Annotated in this window: 16 protein-coding genes; 11 read left to right on the top strand and 5 right to left on the bottom strand. The window is 64.1% G+C overall.

What is annotated here, in order from left to right:
* The first annotated feature begins 524 nt into the window (after positions 1–524).
* The 5 genes from P3R38_RS08135 (at position 525) to P3R38_RS08155 (ending at position 7611) form a co-directional block, all read left to right on the top strand.
* Complete coding sequence (locus P3R38_RS08135) at positions 525–1007, top strand: formate dehydrogenase subunit gamma (protein WP_023379606.1); 483 nt, start codon at positions 525–527, stop codon at positions 1005–1007.
* The gene (locus P3R38_RS08140; protein WP_186598781.1) at positions 1001–2560 is read left to right on the top strand and encodes a formate dehydrogenase beta subunit; all 1560 of its coding nucleotides are present in this window, start codon (positions 1001–1003) and stop codon (positions 2558–2560) included. Before P3R38_RS08135 ends, P3R38_RS08140 begins: the two co-directional genes overlap by 7 nt.
* On the top strand, positions 2557–5436 hold the full coding sequence (fdhF, locus tag P3R38_RS08145; RefSeq protein WP_023379608.1) for a formate dehydrogenase subunit alpha: 2880 nt from the start codon (positions 2557–2559) through the stop codon (positions 5434–5436). The genes P3R38_RS08140 and fdhF overlap by 4 nt, the downstream gene beginning before the upstream one ends.
* Positions 5433–5636: a formate dehydrogenase subunit delta gene (locus P3R38_RS08150; protein ID WP_023379609.1), complete on the top strand. Its 204-nt coding sequence runs from the start codon at positions 5433–5435 to the stop codon at positions 5634–5636. Before fdhF ends, P3R38_RS08150 begins: the two co-directional genes overlap by 4 nt.
* Positions 5637–5799: 163 nt before the next feature.
* Positions 5800–7611 (top strand): ABC transporter ATP-binding protein/permease, encoded by a 1812-nt coding sequence (locus P3R38_RS08155; protein WP_277686983.1) that lies wholly within the window; start codon positions 5800–5802, stop codon positions 7609–7611.
* Positions 7612–7644: 33 nt separating this feature from the next.
* Here the strand turns inward: P3R38_RS08155 and P3R38_RS08160 are convergent, their stop codons facing one another.
* Entirely contained in the window at positions 7645–8274 is a 630-nt protein-coding gene (locus P3R38_RS08160) for an SOS response-associated peptidase family protein (protein ID WP_277686984.1), read from the bottom strand.
* A gap of 102 nt (positions 8275–8376) precedes the next feature.
* Positions 8377–9606 (bottom strand): MFS transporter, encoded by a 1230-nt coding sequence (locus tag P3R38_RS08165; RefSeq protein ID WP_104882700.1) that lies wholly within the window; start codon positions 9604–9606, stop codon positions 8377–8379.
* A 364-nt stretch (positions 9607–9970) separates the two neighbouring features.
* Between P3R38_RS08165 and P3R38_RS08170 the strand changes: the two genes are divergently transcribed.
* From P3R38_RS08170 to P3R38_RS08190, 5 genes are all read left to right on the top strand, one after another.
* Positions 9971–12211, top strand: coding sequence for a TonB-dependent siderophore receptor (locus P3R38_RS08170; RefSeq protein ID WP_023379613.1), 2241 nt, complete (start codon positions 9971–9973; stop codon positions 12209–12211).
* A 115-nt stretch (positions 12212–12326) separates the two neighbouring features.
* On the top strand, positions 12327–12614 hold the full coding sequence (locus P3R38_RS08175) for a hypothetical protein (RefSeq protein ID WP_023379614.1): 288 nt from the start codon (positions 12327–12329) through the stop codon (positions 12612–12614).
* Positions 12611–14131, top strand: coding sequence for a PepSY-associated TM helix domain-containing protein (locus P3R38_RS08180; RefSeq protein ID WP_277686985.1), 1521 nt, complete (start codon positions 12611–12613; stop codon positions 14129–14131). Before P3R38_RS08175 ends, P3R38_RS08180 begins: the two co-directional genes overlap by 4 nt.
* Positions 14128–14460, top strand: coding sequence for a DUF3325 domain-containing protein (locus P3R38_RS08185; protein WP_023379616.1), 333 nt, complete (start codon positions 14128–14130; stop codon positions 14458–14460). Before P3R38_RS08180 ends, P3R38_RS08185 begins: the two co-directional genes overlap by 4 nt.
* 128 nt (positions 14461–14588) lie before the next feature.
* A complete protein-coding gene (locus P3R38_RS08190) occupies positions 14589–15128 on the top strand; it encodes a histidine phosphatase family protein (protein ID WP_027906782.1) in 540 nt (179 codons plus the stop codon).
* 15 nt (positions 15129–15143) lie between these two features.
* Here the strand turns inward: P3R38_RS08190 and P3R38_RS08195 are convergent, their stop codons facing one another.
* From P3R38_RS08195 to P3R38_RS08205, 3 genes are all read right to left on the bottom strand, one after another.
* Positions 15144–15929, bottom strand: a complete 786-nt coding sequence (locus P3R38_RS08195) for a sulfite exporter TauE/SafE family protein (protein WP_277686986.1) — start codon at positions 15927–15929, stop codon at positions 15144–15146.
* Between the two features lie 190 nt (positions 15930–16119).
* Positions 16120–18006: a methyl-accepting chemotaxis protein McpA gene (gene mcpA / locus P3R38_RS08200; RefSeq protein WP_023379619.1), complete on the bottom strand. Its 1887-nt coding sequence runs from the start codon at positions 18004–18006 to the stop codon at positions 16120–16122.
* A gap of 143 nt (positions 18007–18149) precedes the next feature.
* On the bottom strand, positions 18150–19028 hold the full coding sequence (locus P3R38_RS08205; RefSeq protein ID WP_277686987.1) for a LysR family transcriptional regulator: 879 nt from the start codon (positions 19026–19028) through the stop codon (positions 18150–18152).
* 102 nt (positions 19029–19130) lie between these two features.
* Here P3R38_RS08205 and P3R38_RS08210 point away from each other — a divergent pair, with 102 nt between their 5' ends.
* Positions 19131–19559, top strand: coding sequence for a PACE efflux transporter (locus tag P3R38_RS08210; protein WP_023379621.1), 429 nt, complete (start codon positions 19131–19133; stop codon positions 19557–19559).

A 19559-nucleotide genomic window follows, 5' to 3' on the forward strand; every position in this document is an offset into this window, starting at 1 on the left:
ATACCGACCGGTAAGGATTGATTGGGCGCAGAAGCGACCACTCTCGACGTACCAGCGACACCGGCCTGCGAACTGATCTTGATGAGGCTGTCACCTGCGCCCGCGTCTGCAGGAAGCGCTAGCTTCGCCGACTGAATCGCGCACTGAAGACAGCCCACCGAGGCGGACAAGGCGCTTCGCGACCCTGGCACGGTTGTGGTGCTGACGCAATAACTTGCGCCGGGGTTTATCGTTGAGCGATGGGCATCCCGGTGGGCGTGTATGGCCACTGCGACAAGCGCACGCAGCTGCCAACCCTTCACGTCGGTTTCAGGATGCGCCTGGTCGCTCCCACGCACCTTCTTGGCCCTACAAGTGCCATGCTTGTTGGATGCCCCGGAGTCCAGTGCGCGCAGACGCACGGCCTTGGGCAAGGAGGCTGCCGACAACCACGCAACCGTGACGTGGTCGGTACGCCGCAGCAGAACACGCCGGGCACTTGCCACTACAACAAAAGGCGGGCCCGTGATGCAGAGGTCCGCTGTATGCCTGATGAACTGCTTGACCTGCCGTTGATCCACAGCATTCTGGCGCGCGAAAAGGAAAACCCTGGCGCGCTGTTACCGATTCTCCATGCCATCCAGGACAGCATCGGCTACGTACCCGATGCCGCCGTCCCCGAGATTGCCCATGCCCTCAACCTCAGCCTGGCCGAGGTGCGTGGGGTCATCAGCTTCTATCACGATTTCCGCACCGCGCCGCCAGCCCGGCACACCCTACGCCTGTGCCGCGCCGAGTCGTGTCAGAGCCGTGGAGCCGAAGCCCTGGCCGCGCAACTGCGCGAGCAGCTGGCGCTGGACGATCATGGCACCAGCGCCGATGGGGCTATCGGTTTGCGACCTGTGTATTGCCTGGGAGCCTGTGCCTGTTCGCCAGCCCTGGAGCTGGACGGTCAACTGCACGCAAGGCTCACCCCTGAGCGGTTGCGGGCCTTGGTCAAGGGTTGCCTGGAGGACGCAGCATGCTGAAGCTGTTCATCCCCTGCGACTCCGTGGCCCGTGCCGTCGGTGCCGATCAGGTCGCCGATGCCCTGTTGCGCGAGGCCGAGCGTCGGCAATTGCCGCTGCAGATCCAGCGCACCAGCTCACGTGGTCTCTACTGGCTCGAACCCTTGGTGGAGTGCGACTTCGGCCGGGGGCGTCAAGGCTTCGGGCCGGTTACCCCGGAGGACGCGCCAGCCTTGCTCGATGCGCTGGTGGGCGAGCCGGGTGGCCATTCGCTGGCCTTGGGTGCCGTTGAAGACATTCCGTATCTGAAAAGCCAGCAGCGCCTGCTGTTCGCCCGCGCCGGCATCACCCGGCCCTTGTCGCTGGAGGACTACCGCGCCCATGGCGGCTTCGAAGGCTTGCGCAGCGCCGTGACGATCGGCGGTGCCGATGTGGTCGCCCAGGTGCTCGAATCCGGCCTGCGCGGCCGTGGTGGCGCAGCCTTCCCGGCGGGCATCAAGTGGCGCACCGTGCGTGAAGCCGGCGCTGGACAGAAGTACGTGGTGTGCAATGCCGACGAAGGCGACTCCGGCACCTTCGCCGACCGCATGCTGATGGAGGGCGATCCGTTCCTGCTGATCGAAGGCATGGCCATTGCCGGTCTCGCGGTGGGCGCAACCAAGGGGTACATCTATGTGCGCTCGGAGTACCCGGATGCGATCCGCGTGCTCGACCAGGCACTGCTCATCGCCCGTGACGCGGGTTATCTGGGCGACGACATAGTCGGCAGCGGCCAGGCCTTCGACCTGGAGGTGCGAGTAGGGGCGGGTGCTTATATCTGCGGCGAGGAAACCGCGTTGCTGGAGTCCATCGAGGGCAAGCGCGGAATCGTCCGTGCCAAGCCACCGCTGCCTGCCCTGCAAGGCTTGTTCGGCCTGCCTACCCTGGTGCACAACGTGCTCACCCTGGCCTCGGTGCCGACGATCCTGGCCAAGGGCGCGGCGTTCTATCGCGACTTCGGCATGGGGCGCTCGCTGGGCACCATGCCGTTCCAGCTGGCGGGCAATGTCCGCTACGGCGGCCTGGTGGAACGCGCCTTCGGTTTGACCCTGCGGGACCTGGTGGACGGCTACGGCGGCGGCACCGCCAGCGGCCGGCCGTTGAAGGCCGCGCAGGTGGGGGGGCCACTCGGCGCCTGGGTGCCTCCCAGCCACTTCGACACCCCGCTGGATTACGAAGCGTTCGCCGCCATGGGCGCGATGCTCGGCCACGGCGGCGTGGTGGTGGCCGACGACACCCTGAACATGGCCAGCATGGCGCGCTTCGCCTTGCAGTTCTGTGCCGAGGAGTCCTGCGGCAAATGCACCCCGTGCCGAATCGGCTCTACCCGTGGCATGGAGGTGGTGGACCGGCTGATCGCCACCCGTGACCTCACCGAACGCCACGACCAGGCCCTGTTGCTGCGTGACCTGTGCGACACGATGCAGTACGGCTCGCTGTGCGCCATGGGCGGGATGACCTCCTACCCGGTGGCCAGTGCACTCAAATACTTCCCCGCCGACTTCGGGTTGACCACCACGGAGGCCGCCCAATGATCAATTTCTTCGACCCCCAGACCGACCTCGGAACCCCAGCGCGCGAAAGCGACGTGCAGGTCAGCCTGACCATCGACGGGCGCGCGATTAGCGTTCCTTCGGGCACGTCCGTCATGCGTGCCGCCGCGTTGCTGGGCACCAGCATCCCCAAACTTTGCGCCACCGACAGCCTGGAAGCCTTTGGCTCGTGCCGGCTGTGCATGGTGGAAATCGAAGGCATGCGCGGCTACCCGGCTTCGTGCACCACGCCGGTCAGCGAAGGCATGGTGGTGCGCACCCAGACCCCGCGCCTGGCCGGCCTGCGCCGCAACGTGATGGAGCTGTACATCTCCGACCACCCGCTGGACTGCCTGACCTGCTCGGCCAACGGCAATTGCGAACTGCAGACCGTCGCCGGACAGGTTGGCCTGCGCGAGGTGCGCTACGGCTATGATGGCGCCAACCACCTGGCGGAACAGAAAGACCAGTCCAACCCGTATTTCGATTACGAGCCCAGCAAGTGCATCGTCTGCAGCCGCTGTGTGCGCGCCTGCGAGGATATCCAGGGGACCTTCGCCCTTACCATCACCGGACGCGGTTTCGACTCGCGGGTCGCGCCAGCCGGTGGCGACAACTTCCTCAGCTCCGAGTGCGTATCCTGCGGTGCCTGCGTGCAAGCCTGCCCGACCGCCACCCTCAGCGAGAAAAGCGTGATCGAGCTTGGCCAGCCCGAGCGAGCGGTCATCACCACGTGCGCCTACTGCGGCGTGGGCTGTTCGTTCCGCGCCGAAATGAAAGGCGACCAGTTGGTACGCATGGTCCCGGACAAGAATGGCGGCGCCAACCACGGCCATGCCTGCGTCAAGGGCCGGTTCGCCTGGGGTTATGCGACCCACCCCGACCGCATCACCAAACCGATGATCCGCAAGCGCCTGGAAGACCCTTGGCAGGAAGTCAGCTGGGACGAGGCGGTGACCTATGCGGCCAGTGAGTTCCGGCGCATCCAGCTCAAATACGGGCGCGACTCGATTGGCGGTATCACCTCCAGCCGCTGCACCAACGAGGAAGCCTACCTGGTACAGAAACTGGTGCGCACCGCGTTCGGCAACAACAACGTCGACACCTGTGCCCGGGTCTGCCACTCACCGACTGGCTATGGCCTCAAGCAAACCCTGGGGGAGTCGGCAGGCACCCAGAGCTTCGACTCGGTGATGCAGGCCGATGTGGTGCTGGTGATCGGCGCCAACCCCACCGACGCCCATCCGGTGTTCGGCTCGCAGCTCAAACGGCGCCTGCGCCAGGGCGCGCGTCTGATCGTCATCGACCCTAGGCGCATCGACCTGGTCGACTCGCCCCATGCCCGCGCCGACCTGCACCTGCAACTGCGGCCCGGCACCAACGTGGCCATGCTCAATGCCTTGGCTCATGTGATCGTCACGGAAGGGCTGCTGGCGCAGCGCTTCATCGACGCCCGCTGCGAGACCGTGGACTTCGCCCACTGGCGCGATTTCGTCAGTCAGCCGGAGAACGCCCCCGAGGTACTTGGCCCTGTGTGCGGTGTACCCGCCGAGCAGATCCGTGCCGCGGCGCGCCTGTATGCAACCGGTGGCAACGCGGCGATCTACTACGGGCTTGGCGTTACCGAGCACAGCCAAGGCAGTACGGCGGTAATGGGCATCGCCAACCTGGCCATGGCCACCGGCAACATTGGCCGGGAAGGGGTCGGGGTGAACCCATTGCGCGGGCAGAACAATGTGCAGGGCTCGTGCGACATGGGTTCGTTCCCCCACGAGTTGCCCGGTTACCGGCACATTTCCAACGAAACCGTACGTGCCGAATTCGAGCAAGCCTGGGGCGTGACCTTGCAACCCGACCCCGGGCTGCGCATTCCCAACATGTTCGAGGCCGCGCTCGACGGCAGCTTCAAGGCGCTGTACTGCCAGGGCGAGGACATTGCTCAAAGCGACCCAAACACTCAGCACGTCACCGCCGCGCTGCTTGCCATGGAGTGCGTGGTGGTGCAGGACATCTTCCTCAACGAGACGGCCAAGTTCGCCCATGTGTTCCTGCCGGGCAGTTCGTTCCTCGAGAAGGACGGTACCTTCACCAATGCCGAGCGGCGTATCTCGCGGGTGCGCAAGGTGATGGAGCCGCTGGCCGGCAAAGCCGACTGGGAGGCTACCGTGGCCCTGGCCAATGCCCTGGGCTACCCGATGAACTACCGCCACCCGTCCGAGATCATGGACGAGATCGCCCGCCTCACGCCGACCTTCCACCGCGTCAGCTACACCGAGCTCGACCGCCACGGCAGCCTGCAGTGGCCGTGCAACGAGGCAGCGCCCGACGGCACGCCGACCATGCACATCGACCAGTTCGTGCGGGGCAAGGGGCGCTTCATGCTCACTGGGTACGTGCCTACCGACGAGAAGGTCAACAACCGCTATCCGCTGCTGTTGACCACCGGCCGCATCCTCAGCCAGTACAACGTTGGCGCCCAGACCCGGCGCACCGCCAACGTCGCCTGGCATGATGCCGACCGTTTGGAAATTCACCCTACCGATGCCGAGAGCCGGGGCATCGTCGAGGGTGACTGGGTTGGCATTGGCAGTCGTGCGGGGCAGACGGTGCTGCGTGCCAAGGTCAGCACACGGGTAGCGCCCGGGGTGGTCTACACCACCTTCCACTTCCCCGAGTCTGGCGCCAACGTGATCACCACCGACAACTCCGACTGGGCCACCAACTGCCCGGAATACAAGGTTACGGCGGTGGAGGTGGTGAAGGTGTTCCAGCCGTCGCAATGGCAGAAACGCTACCAGGACTTCAGCGAGGAGCAGCGTCGTCTGCTCAAGGAGCGCCGCGCCGCGGAACAACCGGAGAAAGCCGAGGTACGTCGATGAGTAGTGAAAACCTGGTGAAGATGGCCAACCAGATTGCCCATTACTTCGACAGCGAACCGGATCACGCCCTGGCGGTACAGGGCGTGAGGCAGCATCTGAAAAGCTTCTGGACACCGGCCATGCGTCGGCAACTGAGCGAGTGGAACCAAGCCCATGGGGGAGAGGGCTTGGACCCGAAAGTGCGGGAGGCTCTGGCCTAGGGGAGGGAGTGCTGGTCCTGTCGCCGGCAACCCGGCTACTACAGAGGGTGTGCCGGGGTGGGGGTGGTGCGAAGATGAAATGTCCGTAATGTTTTTCTGTCGAGTCCTGGGGTAATGCTACGCTCGCGAAAACAACCCCATGCACTCGTTACGGAATTGCACCATGGACATGAACTGGCACCAGGCCTTGCAGGAGAGCCTGAGCTGGCTTGCAATCGCCTCGTTCATCACCCTTGCCTGTTTCACCGCTGCGGCCGCGCTTGCCGTGCGCTATACCCGTTGGGGCAGCCAGTTCTGGCAGTTGGCCGGCCCTTACTTCAGTTTCCGGCGCAGCTGGCGGCCTCTGCTAGGGTTCGCGCTGCTGCTGGTGCTGACCTTGTTCGCGGTGCGCCTGAACGTGCTCTTCTCGTTCTGGTACAACGGCTTCTACAGCGCGTTACAGGCCCTGGACCAGACAGCGTTCTGGTACTTGCTCGGGGTATTCGCGGTGCTGGCCACCATCCATGTGCTGCGCTCGCTGTTCACTTATTATGTGACTCAGGCTTTCAACATCCATTGGCGAGTCTGGCTGACCGAGCGCCTGACCGGTGATTGGATGCATGGCGACGCCTACTACCGTGGGCAGTTCCTCGCCGAGCCGGTGGACAACCCCGACCAGCGTATCGAGTTGGACGTCAACGCCTTCGTGACCAATTCGGTGTCTCTGGCATTGGGTGCAGTCAGCGCGCTGGTTTCGCTGGTCGCCTTCACGGGCATTCTCTGGGGGCTGTCGGCGCCGCTGTCGGTGGCTGGGTACGAAATCCCGCGGGCGATGGTATTCGCCGTCTACGTGTATGTGATCGTCGCCACCTGGATCGCCTTTCGCCTCGGGCGTCCGCTGATTCGCCTCAACTTCCTCAACGAAAAACTCACGGCCAACTTCCGTTATGCATTGATGCGTCTGCGCGAAAACGCGGAGAACATCGCGTTCTACCAGGGCGCTCAGGTGGAGCGAGGCACGTTGCTCGGCCGCTTCACCGCGCTGATCGGCAACGTCTGGGCGTTGGTGTTCCGAACCTTGAAGTTCAGCGGCTTCAACCTGGGTATCAGCCAGGTGGCCGTGGTGTTTCCGTTCATCCTGCAGGCGCCACGGTTCTTCAGCGGTGCAATCAAGCTTGGCGATGTGATGCAGACCTCCCAGGCCTTTGGCCAGGTGCAGGATTCGCTGTCGTTCTTCCGCGAGTCCTACGATACCTTCGCTCAGTACCGCGCCACCCTCGACCGTCTGACCGGTTTTCTCGATGCCAACCAGCAGGCCAGCGAACTGCCGCAGGTCACCACGCAGGACCAGGCACACGCGCTGGACATCAGCCGGCTGCAAGTGCTGCGCCCCGACGGCCACCCCTTGATCGCCGACTTGAATCTGAACCTTCAGGCCGGCCAGGCGCTGTTGATCAAGGGGCCGTCCGGCAGCGGCAAGACCACCTTGCTGCGCGCGCTGGCAGGGCTATGGCCCTATGCCGAAGGCTTGGTCCGCAGACCCCTGGGCAATCAGGCGCTGTTCCTTTCGCAGCGCCCATACCTGCCACTGGGCGACCTGCGAACCGCCATCGCCTACCCGGCGAGCAGCGGTGCGGCGGACGATGCGCGCATGCAGCAGGCGTTGCGTCAAGTCAACCTGCCCCACCTGGCCGAGCGGCTGGGCGTCAGTTGCGACTGGTCGCACATACTCTCGGTTGGCGAGCAGCAGCGCCTGGCGTTCGCCCGGGTGCTGTTCAACCGGCCCCAAGTGGTGTTTCTCGACGAGTCCACTTCAGCCATGGACGAGGGGCTGGAGCATGCGCTGTATTCATTGTTGCGCAATGAGATGCCTGACACCTTGCTGGTCAGTGTCGGCCACCGCAGTACCTTGGCCAGCTTCCACTCCCACCGCCTGGAAGTGGATGGCCATGGCGGTTGGTCGTTGATCGAACAGGAGTTGCTACCCGTCGGCTAGGGCGTGCACCTGTGGGAGGCGCCTGCCTGTAGTTCAGCGCCGCACTTGCGCTGGGTCGGTTACGGCGGACCACTCGAACTGGTCTGGCGCCAGGTACTGCACCTGCTCCGCCGGCAGCTGCGAATCGAGCCACGACCGCGCGTGTTCCGGCGCCAGCACCAGGGGCAGGGCGGTGCCGGCTCGTGGATCATGGTCCTGCGTCAGGATCACGAAACCATCGTCCTCTTCTGGCGCCAGCCCTATACGAATCTGCGTCAGCGCGGCGACGAAGATCGGAGCCCCGCTTTTCAGGCGAACGAAGTGGCACCGTCGCCCGTTAGGTGCCTGTGCATCGTCCGACCAGGCGTACCATCCGTCCGCCATCACCAGCGCTCGGGTCTGTGGCCACAAGGCATGGAAGGGCATGCAGGCGCTGATGATCTGCAGTGGCGCGCTGATCGACGCAGGCTGGCGCTTGCCCGCCCACAGCGGTGTCCACCCCCACGGACGTGGCGTCAAGCGCAGGCCGGTGTCGCTGTCGTGCAGGATCAGCATGCGAGTGCCCGGCTCGATGGTGGGGTGGCCAGGGGGCTCGTTGCTGGCGCTGTCGAGCACAGGCTGTTCGGCGCCCAGCACTCGCAGGTAGTCGGCAGGGCCCTGGTATTGGGCGAAGCACTCACACATGGGCGTTACTCCCTGAGGCGGGTGGGGCGAAGCTGGAAGGCTCCGGGGTCTGTGGCACGTTACCTCGCCGACAGTGAAGCGTTGATGATCTATGCAGCGTTTTCACTGTGAGCGCACCTGGCTGCTGAAGTGGGGCAACAGGGCCAAGCCGACCAGCGTGGCGCCGGCGAATGCGGCGCCGACCAGGAATGTGGCCCGAAAACCTGCGCCGTCCCATAACAGGCCAGCGACCACGCTGGCACCCAGCAGCGCCGCGCCGGTGAGCAGGTGGAACAGGCCAAAGGCCGTCCCACGCAGTCTGGCCGGGGCACTGTCAGCGATCAACGCACTGAATATGCCCTGCGTGAAGCCCAGGTGCAGCCCCCAGGCCACCACGCCGAGTGCCAGCCCGATCCAGCCCGGACACAGCGCCAGCAGCAGGTCGGCGATCAGCAGCAATGCCAACCCCAGCATCAGCACCACGCGGCGGCCGCGCCGGTCGGACAGCGTACCTGCAGGGTAGGCCGAGATCGAATAGGCCAGGGCCAGGAGCACCAGCACCGCCGGTGCCCACTGCGCGGCCAGGCCCATGTCCTGAGCGCGCAGCAACAGGAAGGCTTCGCTGAAGCGGGCCAGGGTGAACAGCGTGGCCAGGATGATCAGCCGCCAGTAAGCAGACCCTAGCCGCACCAACTGGCGCAGGGCAAGCGGTGAGCGTACGGGACGCGTCTTGGGCAGGGTGTCCGGCTCGCGGACGAAGGCTATGAGGATGAACACTGCCAGGAACGCAGGCACCACCGCCACCCAGAACACCGTCTGGAAGTGACTGGAAGTCAACCACATCACCCCGATCGCCAGCAGTGGCCCGAGCAAGGCGCCGACCGTATCCAGCGCCTGACGCAAGCCGAATGCTGCACCGCGCAGCTCTGGAGGGGTCACATCCGCCACCAGCGCGTCCCTGGGCGCCCCGCGAATACCCTTGCCGATGCGGTCGACAAAACGCGCACCGGTCAGCCACTCAAGGCCGGTCGCCAGCGGGAATACTGGTTTGGTCAGGGCCGCGAGGGCATAGCCCAGCACCGTGAGCAGCTTGCGTTTGCCCAGCCGGTCGCTCAAGGCACCGGAGAACACCTTGGTGATCGATGCGGTGGCCTCGGCGATACCCTCGATGAAACCCACCGCAACGACCGAGGTACCAAGCACGGTCACCATGTACAGCGGCAAAAGGGCGTGGATCATCTCCGAGGAAATGTCCATGAACATCGACACGAAGCCCAGCGCCCAGACACTGCGGGGAATTTTCGGCAGTACCCGGGTGGGTCCTGAGCGTTCGGATTTTTCGGCGGCGCGCATGGTTGGCCTCGGCTTCCTACCTTCGAAACTGTAGGAGTCATTGGGCAGGTTGCAACATTGCTGGTGTGCCGGGTTGTTCATGCCAGCCGACCCGCTTTGCCGGCGCTGCGACAGTGCCCGAAAAACGTCTGGGGGCGACGCGGCGACCGTGCTCCCACTCCTGAAGCGAACATACCGAACCCCCGCTTGGCGAAGTTCCGTCACAAACATGTAAATTTCGTAAATAAGATTTAAACACATTTGAGAATCATTATATTCACCATCCCTGTTGGCCCCACACAATGCTTGCCGGGCCGAAGGGCGAGGGGCCCGTCGGCGCGCAGGCCGGGCCGTGCCTTTGCCCATGACCGCAGGAGAAGTGTCGATGCAATCCAGAACCTCACCCAACAGCCTGGCCCTGGCGTTTGTCGCGCTGGCGTCGCCGGCCATGGTGGCGACTGCGGCCGAGGCCGAACAGCAACACACCGGTGAGGTGGTGGAGGTTCCGATGGCCGACCCTGCGCTGGTGATCCAGGACACCTTGGTGACCGCCGAGCGTGAGGCACGCCAGGCGCTGGGTTCGTCGATCATCACTGCTGAAGATATCCAGCGTCACCCACCAGCCAATGACCTGTCCGACATCATTCGCCGCGAGCCGGGGGTCAACCTCACCGGCAACAGTGCCAGTGGCGCGCGGGGCAACAACCGCCAGATCGACCTGCGGGGCATGGGGCCGGAAAACACCCTGATCCTCATCGATGGCAAGCCCTCCAGTGCACGCAATGCGGTGCGTTATGGCTGGAACGGCGACCGCGACACCCGTGGCGAAACCAACTGGGTGCCGGCCGAGGCTGTCGAGCGCATCGAGATTCTTCGCGGTCCGGCTGCAGCGCGCTACGGCTCCGGCGCCATGGGCGGGGTGGTCAATATCATCACCAAACGCCCCACCGAAGCGTTCAAAGGCAACGTCAACCTGTACACCCAACTGCCCCAGGACAGCGCCGAAGGGGCTAGCCAACGGACCAACTTCAACCTCAGCGGCGGGCTGACCGAAAACCTGGGGGGGCGGTTGTACGGAGGCCTGGCCAAGACCGATGCCGACGACCTGGACATCAACGCCAGCCATGCCAACAGCGCTTTGGTCGCTGGCCGTGAAGGGGTGCGCAACAAAGACATCAATGGTCTGCTGAGCTGGAAACTCAATGATGAGCATCGCCTCGAAGCCAGCGCAGGTTACAGCCGCCAGGGCAACATCTACGCTGGCGATACCATGAACAGCAACGGTGGCAGCAATGTCGAGCTGATCTCCAGCCTGTATGGCCACGAGACCAATGTCATGCAACGGAGCACCTACGACCTGACCCACCTGGGTGATTTCACCTGGGGCACCAGCAAGACCTCCCTGGCCTACGAGTACGTGCGCAACTGGCGTCTTAACGAAGGCCTGGCCGGTGGGCCTGAAGGGGCGATCAACGACACCGGGGCGGCTATGTCGCGCCTGCGCAACACCCGCCTGAGCAGCGAAGTGAACCTGCCGTTCGCCACGGGCAGCACCGAGCACGTGCTGACCCTGGGCGGTGAGTACCTCTACGAGTCGCTCAACGACCAGGGCTCGTTCCGCCCGCAGAGCTTCGACCCCAGTGGCGCGGGCAACAACGTCATCAGCGGTTTCGACCGCAGCGACTCGAAGATGACCGCCAAGAGCTATGCGCTGTTCGTCGAGGACAACATCGTTATCGGTGACACCACCGTCACCCCTGGCCTGCGTTTCGACCATCACGAGACCTTTGGCGACAACTTCAGCCCGAGCCTGAATGTGGCGCACAAGTTGACTGAGTCGTTGTCGCTCAAAGGGGGGATTGCCCGCGCCTACAAGACGCCGAACCTGTACCAGTCCAACCCTAATTACCTGCTCTACAGCCGTGGCAACGGCTGCAGCGTGCAGCAGACCAACGCCGGTGGCTGCTACCTGCAAGGCAACGCCGACCTGAAGCCGGAAATCAGCGTCAACAAGGAAGTCGGCCTGCTGTACGACCGTGGCACCTGGCGCACCAGCGCGACCTACTTTCGCAACGACTACAAGAACAAGATCATCGGCGATACCGATGTGCTCTACACCATCAACAGTGGCCGTCGTGTGACCCAATGGGAAAACGCCGGCAAGGCGCGGGTCGAGGGTATCGAGGGCAACCTGTTCGTCGAGCTGAGCCCGACGGTGGACTGGAACACCAACCTGACCTGGATGCTCGACAACGACAACCGCGAAACCGGCGAGCCGCTGTCGGTGATCCCCGAGTACACGGTCAACACCACGCTGGACTGGCGTGCCACCGACAAGCTGTCGTTCCAGGTCGCCGGCACTTACTACGGCAAGCAGAAATCGCCGACCTACAACTTCCGCACCCAGGAAGACTACGACGAACAGGCGCAGCAGGATGTCGAAGCCTACGGGTTGGTGGATGTCAGTGCCGGGTACACGTTCAACGCCAACTACAACGTGCGGGTAGGGGTGAACAACGTGTTCGACAAGCAGATCCTGCGCGGCGGCAATGCCAGCAGCTCGGGCGCCAACACCTACAACCAGCCAGGGCGCGCGTTATTCGCTTCGTTGAACATCTCGTTCTGATCATCGCCAGCAAGCCGGCCCCACACGACCCTTGTGGGAGTCGGCTTGTGGTGGTGACGAACCGCAGCGATGGGGCTGCACGCAGCCCCCTAGGAAAAACACCAAGGACCACTCGATGATCAGAGTCCCCGCCTGGCTGCAGATCCTATCCCGCAGCTGCGCCGCGTTACTCGGCGGCTACGCCTTCAGTTACTCGGCCACCGCTTGCCTTGCCCGTCTGCTGCCGCTATCGCCCGCCGACGCGGTGATCGTCTCGACCCTGCTGGCATTCGTCCTCTACACCGGCGCCATCCTCTGGGCCTTCGCCAGCCGTGACGCCTTGCGCGCCTGGGCGCCGCTCGTCCTGGCAGCGCCGCTGGCGCTCATCGGGTTCTGGCCCCAGACACTGGAGTGGCTGGCATGAAAAACACGTTCACTCAATCCATGGCCTGGCTGCACACCTGGGCCGGGCTGATCTTCGGTTGGTTGCTGTTCGCCATTTTCGTCACCGGCACGTTGGCGGTGTTCGACGAGGAACTCAATCACTGGATGAAGCCTGAGATCCCGACCCGTAGCGTTTCCCAGGCCGATGCTGCCCGACAAGCGGTGGCCTTTTTGCAGGCGCATGAGCCGACAGCGAGCCACTGGGGTATCAGCTTGCCCACCGAGCGGGCGCCGGGGCTGCGGGTGTCCACGGGGGAGCGCCGCCATGGCGGTGGGGTGCAACTGGACCCGGCAACCGGCGAAGTCATCGAGGTCCGTGACAGCGTCGGCGGCAACTTTTTCTTCCGTTTCCACTTCACCCTCGACCTGCCGCGCAATTGGGGCATCTTCGTGGTCGGAGCCCTGGCCCTGGTGATGCTCGCCGCGCTGGTGACCGGCATCGTCATTCACAAGAAAATCTTCAAGGAGTTCTTCACCTTCAGACCGAACAAAGGCCAGCGCTCCTGGCTGGATTTTCACAACGCCAGTGCAGTGCTGTTGCTGCCGTTTCACCTGATGATCACCTACACCGGGCTGGTGATCTTCATGCTGATCTACATTCCCGCGGGCGTCGATGCGCTGTTCGATGGCAACCACCGCGCTTACTTCCAGGCCCAGGGCAATGCGCGGCTCGAACAACCCCGTGGGTTGACCAGGCAACCCGGCGAGCTGGTGGACATCGCACCCTTGCTGGCCCAGGCCGAGGCCCAGCTCGGCCCGATTGCTGGCTTGAGCATCCGTAACCCCAACACGGCCGGCGCACGTATCGAGATCCGCCCGGAGCTGGGCAACCGCATCGCCCTCAGCAAGGGCCAGGCGATGGTGTTCGATGGCGTCAGCGGCAAGCTGCTCAGCGATGTGCCTGAGCTGCGCCCTGCGCCGTTGACCCAGCGGGTGATGGTCGGCCTGCATTTCGCTCAATTCGGGGGCTACCCGATGCGCTGGCTGTACTTCGCCTGCGGGCTGGTCAGCTGCGCGATGATCGCCAGCGGCCTGGTGCTGTTCTGCGTCAAGCGCGGGCGCCAATACGCCAACAGCGGTGCCGAAGCACGCGGGCTTGGTGGGTACCGGGTTGCCGAGGTGTGCAACATCGGCTTCATCACCGGCCTGCTGCTGGCCTGCATCGGCTTGCTGTGGGCCAGCCGCTTGCTGCCAGTCGAACTGGCACTGCGGGAGCAGTGGGAAGTACGGGCGTTCTTTGGCGTGTGGTTGCTGGCGCTGCTGCATGCGGGTGTGCGCCCGGCCAAGCGCGCTTGGGTCGAGCAACTTGGCCTGGCCGCGCTGCTGTGCGCAGGCTTGGCCTCGCTCGGGGGAGTCGGCGATGCCATCCGTCTTGGCGTGGTGGTCACGGCGCTGGTGCTGGGCGGGCTTCTGGGGGCGGCGGCGTGGCGGGTGCAGCTTAAGCCGTCGGCGCCCAGGCAGGCAAGGGCAGGGCGCCTGAGGGAGATGCAAGCATGATCATGCTGGTCACAGGCGGCGTGCTGTGCGCCTACGCTGGAATGCTCGGGCTGTGCCAGGGCCTGGAGCGCCACTACAAGCAGGTCTGGCAGCGCACCTGCCCCCGGTCGCTTCGTCTGACCCTGCGCAGCGCAGGTTGGCTGGCCTTGCTGGCGAGCCTGTGGCTCTGTGCCCAGGCCTGGGGTTGGGCCATGGGACCGGTGGCTTGGTTCGGTGCGATGTCGCTGGCCGGGATGGCACTGCTGATGCTGCTGCCATACTGGCCACGGCTGGCGGTTGCGTTGGTTGCGCTGGTGCCGGTCTGGGGGCTGCTGCAGCTGTGCTTTTGAGCCGGACGCGGGGCTGCAAGCCAGTCCCTGGCGCGCTGACGCTGCCTTCCGTCACCCTGGCGGTTGCGGTAAAACATCCACAGACGTGCTAAACCAGTCTGCTCAACTCGACCCTCAAGAGATTCCCGGTGAAAGCTGTACGCCTCACACTTATTTGTCATGCCCAGACCGCGGCTCAGCGAGCGGGGCGTTTGCATCGTGCGCAGGATGGCATTCTGGACCACGCCGATCGGCCATTGACCCCTATGCCCGATGTGCGCGTGTTGACGGCACCAGAGGCACGTACCAGGGAAACGGCGGCCTGGTTGTCGGGCGCGCCTCAGGTCGAGGTCGGCCTGGCCGATTGCGACCTGGGTCGCTGGCAGGGCATGACGCTGAAGCAGTTGCAGGCCGAGCAGCCCGAGGCGCTGGCGCAGTGGCTGGAGGACCCTCGCAGCGCACCCCATGGGGGCGAATCCTTTGCCGAGGTGTGCCAGCGGGTGGGCGGTTGGCTGGAGGCGTTCGAGGGGAAGGGGGACTGGTTGGCAGTGACGCACCCTATGGTGATCCGGGCAGTGATCGTTCACCTACTGGGGTGTCCGCTGACAGCGTACCAACGCATCGATGTGTTGCCGCTGTCGCGTCTGGCGTTGAGTTACACCGGGCAATGGCGCCTGCGTCTGGCGTGACGCAGGCGCGTCAGCTCAGAACGCGAGCTTGTAGCCGATCAACAGCAGCATGCCGGCCAGGCAAGGCCGCAGCATGCGGTCGGAGATACGCCCGGTGAGGTGGCTACCCAGGTAGATGCCTGGCAGCGAGCCGAGCAGCAGGTAACCCAGCAGCGACCAGTCCATGTTGCCCATGCCCGCGTGGCCTAGGCCGGCAACCAGGGTCAGCGGCACGGCGTGGGCGATCTCGGTCCCCACCAGACGGCGGGTAACCAGGAACGGGTAGAGCAGGAACAACGCCACCGTGCCCAGGGCCCCTGCACCGATGGAAGTGAGCGTGACCATCACGCCCAGCACCACGCCGGTGAGCACGGTGAGGATATTCAGACTGCGATCGCTCAGATGGTAGTGGTCACCGGCATGGCGATTGGCGAAAGCCTGCAGGCGCGACTTGAACAGGATCGCCAGCGCGGTCAGGATCAGCACCACCGCCAGGCCTTGTTTGATCACCGCATTGAGTGCCGAGGTGTCGGTGTGCAGGGTGCTGAGAAACCACAGCGTCAGCGCGGCGGCAGGCACGCTGCCCAGGCTGAGCAGGCCGGTGATCTTCCAGTCGATGTTCCTGTTGCGGCCATGCACCCAGACACCACTGGCCTTGGTGATGGCGGCGTACAGCAGGTCGGTACCCACGGCGGTGGCCGGATTGATGCCGAACCAAAGAAGAATGGGCGTCATCAGCGAACCGCCACCGACGCCGGTCATGCCGACGATGAAACCTACAACCAGTCCGGCAATGGTGAAACCAAAAGAACCTACATCCATACGCTACTCGACTGCCCAGCTTGCCCGTTTTCGGATGCTGCCCAGCATATAGATTTTTTTATAGCCAAATAGACTTGTTCGTTATTAGGTTATAACTGCGCTGATGCAGCGGCATCCCGATGATGCAGCAAACGCCGGCAAGCCGGACCCTCGTCGAAGGGGGAGCCGCCTTGCCAGCGATGGGGCCGAATCAGATTCGGAAGCTACCCACCAGTTGCTTCAACCGCCCGGCCTGCTGGGCCAGCGCATCGCAGTGACGCAGGGTTTCATTGAGGTTTTCCACCCCTTGCTGGTTCAGTGCGTTGATCTGGGTGATGTCCAGGTTGAGGCTCTCGACCACGGCGGTCTGTTCCTCGGTGGCGGTGGCGACGGATTGGTTCATGCCGTCGATCTCGCCGATACGCTGGGTCACGCTGGCCAGCCGCTCGCCCGCCTGGTTGGCCACCTGCACGGTCTGCTCGCTGGACACCTGGCTGGTGTTCATGGTGTGGACCGCCTCGCGGGAACCGACCTGCAGGCTGGTGATCATGCGGTGGATCTCTTCGGCCGACTCCTGGGTGCGGTGCGCAAGGTTACGCACTTCATCGGCCACCACCGCGAACCCACGTCCGGCCTCACCGGCGCGGGCGGCTTCGATGGCGGCGTTGAGTGCCAGCAGGTTGGTCTGCTGGGAGATGCCTTTGATCACATCGAGGATCTTGCCGATGTCGTCGGTACTGGCGTTGAGCGCTTCGATCTGCTCGCAGGATTCGCTGATCCGTTGCGACAGAGCGGTCATGGCGTTGATCGCTTCTTCGACCACTTCGCGACCGCCATGGGCCTGTTCGCTGGCACCGCTGGCATGCTGCGAGGCATCGGCGGCGTTGCGGGCGATTTCCTGGGTGGCGGCACCGAGCTGGTTGATCGCGGCGGCAACGCTGTTGGTGCGCATGCTTTGTTCTTCAGAACCGATGATCGAGGCGTTGGAGGCGTTGACCACCTTTTCCGACAAATCGTGTACCAGGCGAGTTGCCGAAGACACTTCGCTCATGGACGCGTGGATACGCTCGACGAAGCGGTTGAACGAGGTCGCCAATTCGCCGAATTCGTCCTTGTGTTGCACGGTCAGGCGGCGGGTCAGGTCACCTTCGCCCTCGGCGATGTCACGCATGGCGCGGCCCATGGTGGTCAGCGGGCGCATCAGCACCGGGATCAGCAGGCCCAACAGGCCGGCGATGGCCGCTACCGCGATGATCATGGCGATGACCGCCGAAGTGCGGAACTGGCCAAGCGCGGCATAGGCCTTGTCCTTGTCGATCGACAGGCCGATGTACCACTTCGCCGAGGGCAGGCCGCTGACCGGGGCGAAGGAAATCAGTCGTTGCTGACCATTGAGCGTGACATCCTGCATACCGGTGGTGACCCGCAGGCCGCTGCCGGGATAGATGTCTTTGAGGTTCTTCATCGCCTGGTCTTTGTCCGGGCTGACGATCACCTGGCCTTCGCTGTCGACGAGGAAGGCATGACCGATACCGCCGAAGTCGACCGAGTTGATGATCTGCACCAGGGTATCGAGGGTCAGGTCGCCGCCAACCACGCCCATCAGCTCGCCGTTGCCCTTGCGCTTGACCGGGGTGGCGATGGTGACCATCAGGCCACCTACGGCGCCCTGGTAGGGGGCGGTGAGGACGGTTTGCCCGGCGCTGACCGCCGCGCCGTACCAGGGGCGCTGGCGTGGGTCGTAGCCGGCAGGCATCTGTGCGTTGGGACGCTGGGTGAACGCGCCGGTAGCCTGGCCCAGGTAGGTGAAGAGGAAATTGCTCGTGTAGGACGGTTGCTCGATCAGCCCGGCCAGGTTGTCGCCAGCGCCTTGCTCGGCGATGTCCTGGGCCAGGTTCTCCAGCACCAGGATGCGCCCGCTCATCCAGTTCTGCACGCTGCTGGCAGTCAGCGCACCGGACTGTTGCACGGACGATTCGATGTTTTGGGCAATGGTGTTGCGTTGCAGGTAATCGTTGTAAAGCGTGAACAGAGCGAAGGCCAGCACCACGACGGCGCAGGCGCTGAGCAGGATCTTGTGGCGGAATTTCAGGTTCATGTTTCGAGACCTTGAGCCAGTGATGGGAGGGCGCTGCGCGCTTGTGACGGGCGTGCGGACCTTTCACCTTTCATATCGGCGTGCTGGGTAAAAAATTGAAACAGTAACAGTGACTTATTGATCCACTGTCGACGGACGGCAGGTCAGCGTGTGGCCAAGTGTTCGATCAGCATGCGAGCAGCCTGGCGCAGCGGCTGTTGCTTGCGCCAGAAGGCATGGATCGGCAGCTGCAGCTCATTGCGCGTGTTGCGAAAATTCAGGCGCACCAGGCGTCCGGCTTCGATCAGCGGGGCGACCCGGCTGAGCGGCAGATCACCCCAGCCATGGCCGGCTTCGACCATCTGCAGGGCGAGGTCGAAACTGTCGGTGTACCAATGGGTGGCACCGATCGAGGCACGCGGGTCGGCCAGCGGCAGGTCGCGGCTGCGCACCAGGATCTGGCGTACGGCAACCAGGTCCTCAAGATAATGGATGCGCTCGTCGAGCATGGCTCGATGGTTGGGAGACAGGGTCGCCACCAGTGTCTCTGTGCCGATGTGCTGGAATCCTCGTTGGGGGTCTACGTGCAGACCGGCGAAGGCCAGGCAAAGGTCCGCCCGCCCACTGTCGAGCAGCTGCAGGGCATCCTCTTGAGGGGCGCTGAGCAGGGCGATGTCCAGCAGCGGATAGCGCTCGCCCAGGTGGGCGATGGCGGCCAGCAAGGGACGGTGGTCGATGTCCGGGACCACGGCGATGCACAGGCTGCTTTCAAGCCCTTGGGACAGCTCAAGTGCATGCACCTGCAGAAGGCCTAGCTGCTCGGCAATCAGCCGGGCGTGGGGCTCGAGGGCCAGGGCACGGGGGCTGGGCCGCACTTCGCGCGGGCCGCGTTCGAACAGGGTATAGCCCAGTTCGGCTTCGAGGTTGCCGATGGCCATGCTCACCGCCGAGGGTACCCTGCCCAAGGCGCGCGCAGCGGCAGAAAACGAGCCATGGTCGAGCACGGCGAGGAACAACTGGATGTTATCGCTGGAAAAGTTCATGGGCAGCCTCCTGTCAGTCAATCTGAAAGCTGTTGACTTTGCCTGTCAATAAAAATGAATCATCCTTGCGCCCATCGCTTTTGTCATTTGAGGTAACCCCTGGTGCAGGGACTGAAACGCAAACTGGTCTATGTGACCTTCTATGAACTGATCGGCCTGTGCATGTCGACCGTGGGGCTGGCCTACCTGTCGGACACTCAGGCATCGCACACCGGGCCACTGGCGGTGATGATCACCACCATCGCCATGCTCTGGAACCTGATCTACAACAGCCTGTTCGAGTACTGGGAGAGCCGCCAGGCCAAGCGCGGTCGCAGCGTGGCGCGGCGGGTGGCGCATGCCGTGGGTTTCCAGCTGACCTTGGTGGTGTACCTGATACCGCTGATTGCCTGGTGGCTGGACATGAGCCTGGTCGAGGCGTTCCTGGTGGACCTGGCGTTCATCGTTCTGGTGCCTTGCTACACCTTCGTCTACAACTGGGCGTTCGACCGGATCTTCGGCCTGCCGACCTCGGCGATGGCCGTGGCCTGA

This window comes from Pseudomonas sp. NyZ480 (assembly GCF_029537255.1).
Taxonomy (GTDB): Bacteria; Pseudomonadota; Gammaproteobacteria; order Pseudomonadales; family Pseudomonadaceae; genus Aquipseudomonas; species Aquipseudomonas taiwanensis.

Coding starts and splice junctions, on each gene's coding strand:
- P3R38_RS08135 (WP_023379606.1), top strand. CDS start 525: ATGCCTGATGAACTGCTTGACCTGCCGTTGATCCACAGCATTCTGGCG.
- P3R38_RS08140 (WP_186598781.1), top strand. CDS start 1,001: ATGCTGAAGCTGTTCATCCCCTGCGACTCCGTGGCCCGTGCCGTCGGT.
- fdhF (WP_023379608.1), top strand. CDS start 2,557: ATGATCAATTTCTTCGACCCCCAGACCGACCTCGGAACCCCAGCGCGC.
- P3R38_RS08150 (WP_023379609.1), top strand. CDS start 5,433: ATGAGTAGTGAAAACCTGGTGAAGATGGCCAACCAGATTGCCCATTAC.
- P3R38_RS08155 (WP_277686983.1), top strand. CDS start 5,800: ATGGACATGAACTGGCACCAGGCCTTGCAGGAGAGCCTGAGCTGGCTT.
- P3R38_RS08160 (WP_277686984.1), bottom strand. CDS start 8,274: ATGTGTGAGTGCTTCGCCCAATACCAGGGCCCTGCCGACTACCTGCGA.
- P3R38_RS08165 (WP_104882700.1), bottom strand. CDS start 9,606: ATGCGCGCCGCCGAAAAATCCGAACGCTCAGGACCCACCCGGGTACTG.
- P3R38_RS08170 (WP_023379613.1), top strand. CDS start 9,971: ATGCAATCCAGAACCTCACCCAACAGCCTGGCCCTGGCGTTTGTCGCG.
- P3R38_RS08175 (WP_023379614.1), top strand. CDS start 12,327: ATGATCAGAGTCCCCGCCTGGCTGCAGATCCTATCCCGCAGCTGCGCC.
- P3R38_RS08180 (WP_277686985.1), top strand. CDS start 12,611: ATGAAAAACACGTTCACTCAATCCATGGCCTGGCTGCACACCTGGGCC.
- P3R38_RS08185 (WP_023379616.1), top strand. CDS start 14,128: ATGATCATGCTGGTCACAGGCGGCGTGCTGTGCGCCTACGCTGGAATG.
- P3R38_RS08195 (WP_277686986.1), bottom strand. CDS start 15,929: ATGGATGTAGGTTCTTTTGGTTTCACCATTGCCGGACTGGTTGTAGGT.
- mcpA (WP_023379619.1), bottom strand. CDS start 18,006: ATGAACCTGAAATTCCGCCACAAGATCCTGCTCAGCGCCTGCGCCGTC.
- P3R38_RS08205 (WP_277686987.1), bottom strand. CDS start 19,028: ATGAACTTTTCCAGCGATAACATCCAGTTGTTCCTCGCCGTGCTCGAC.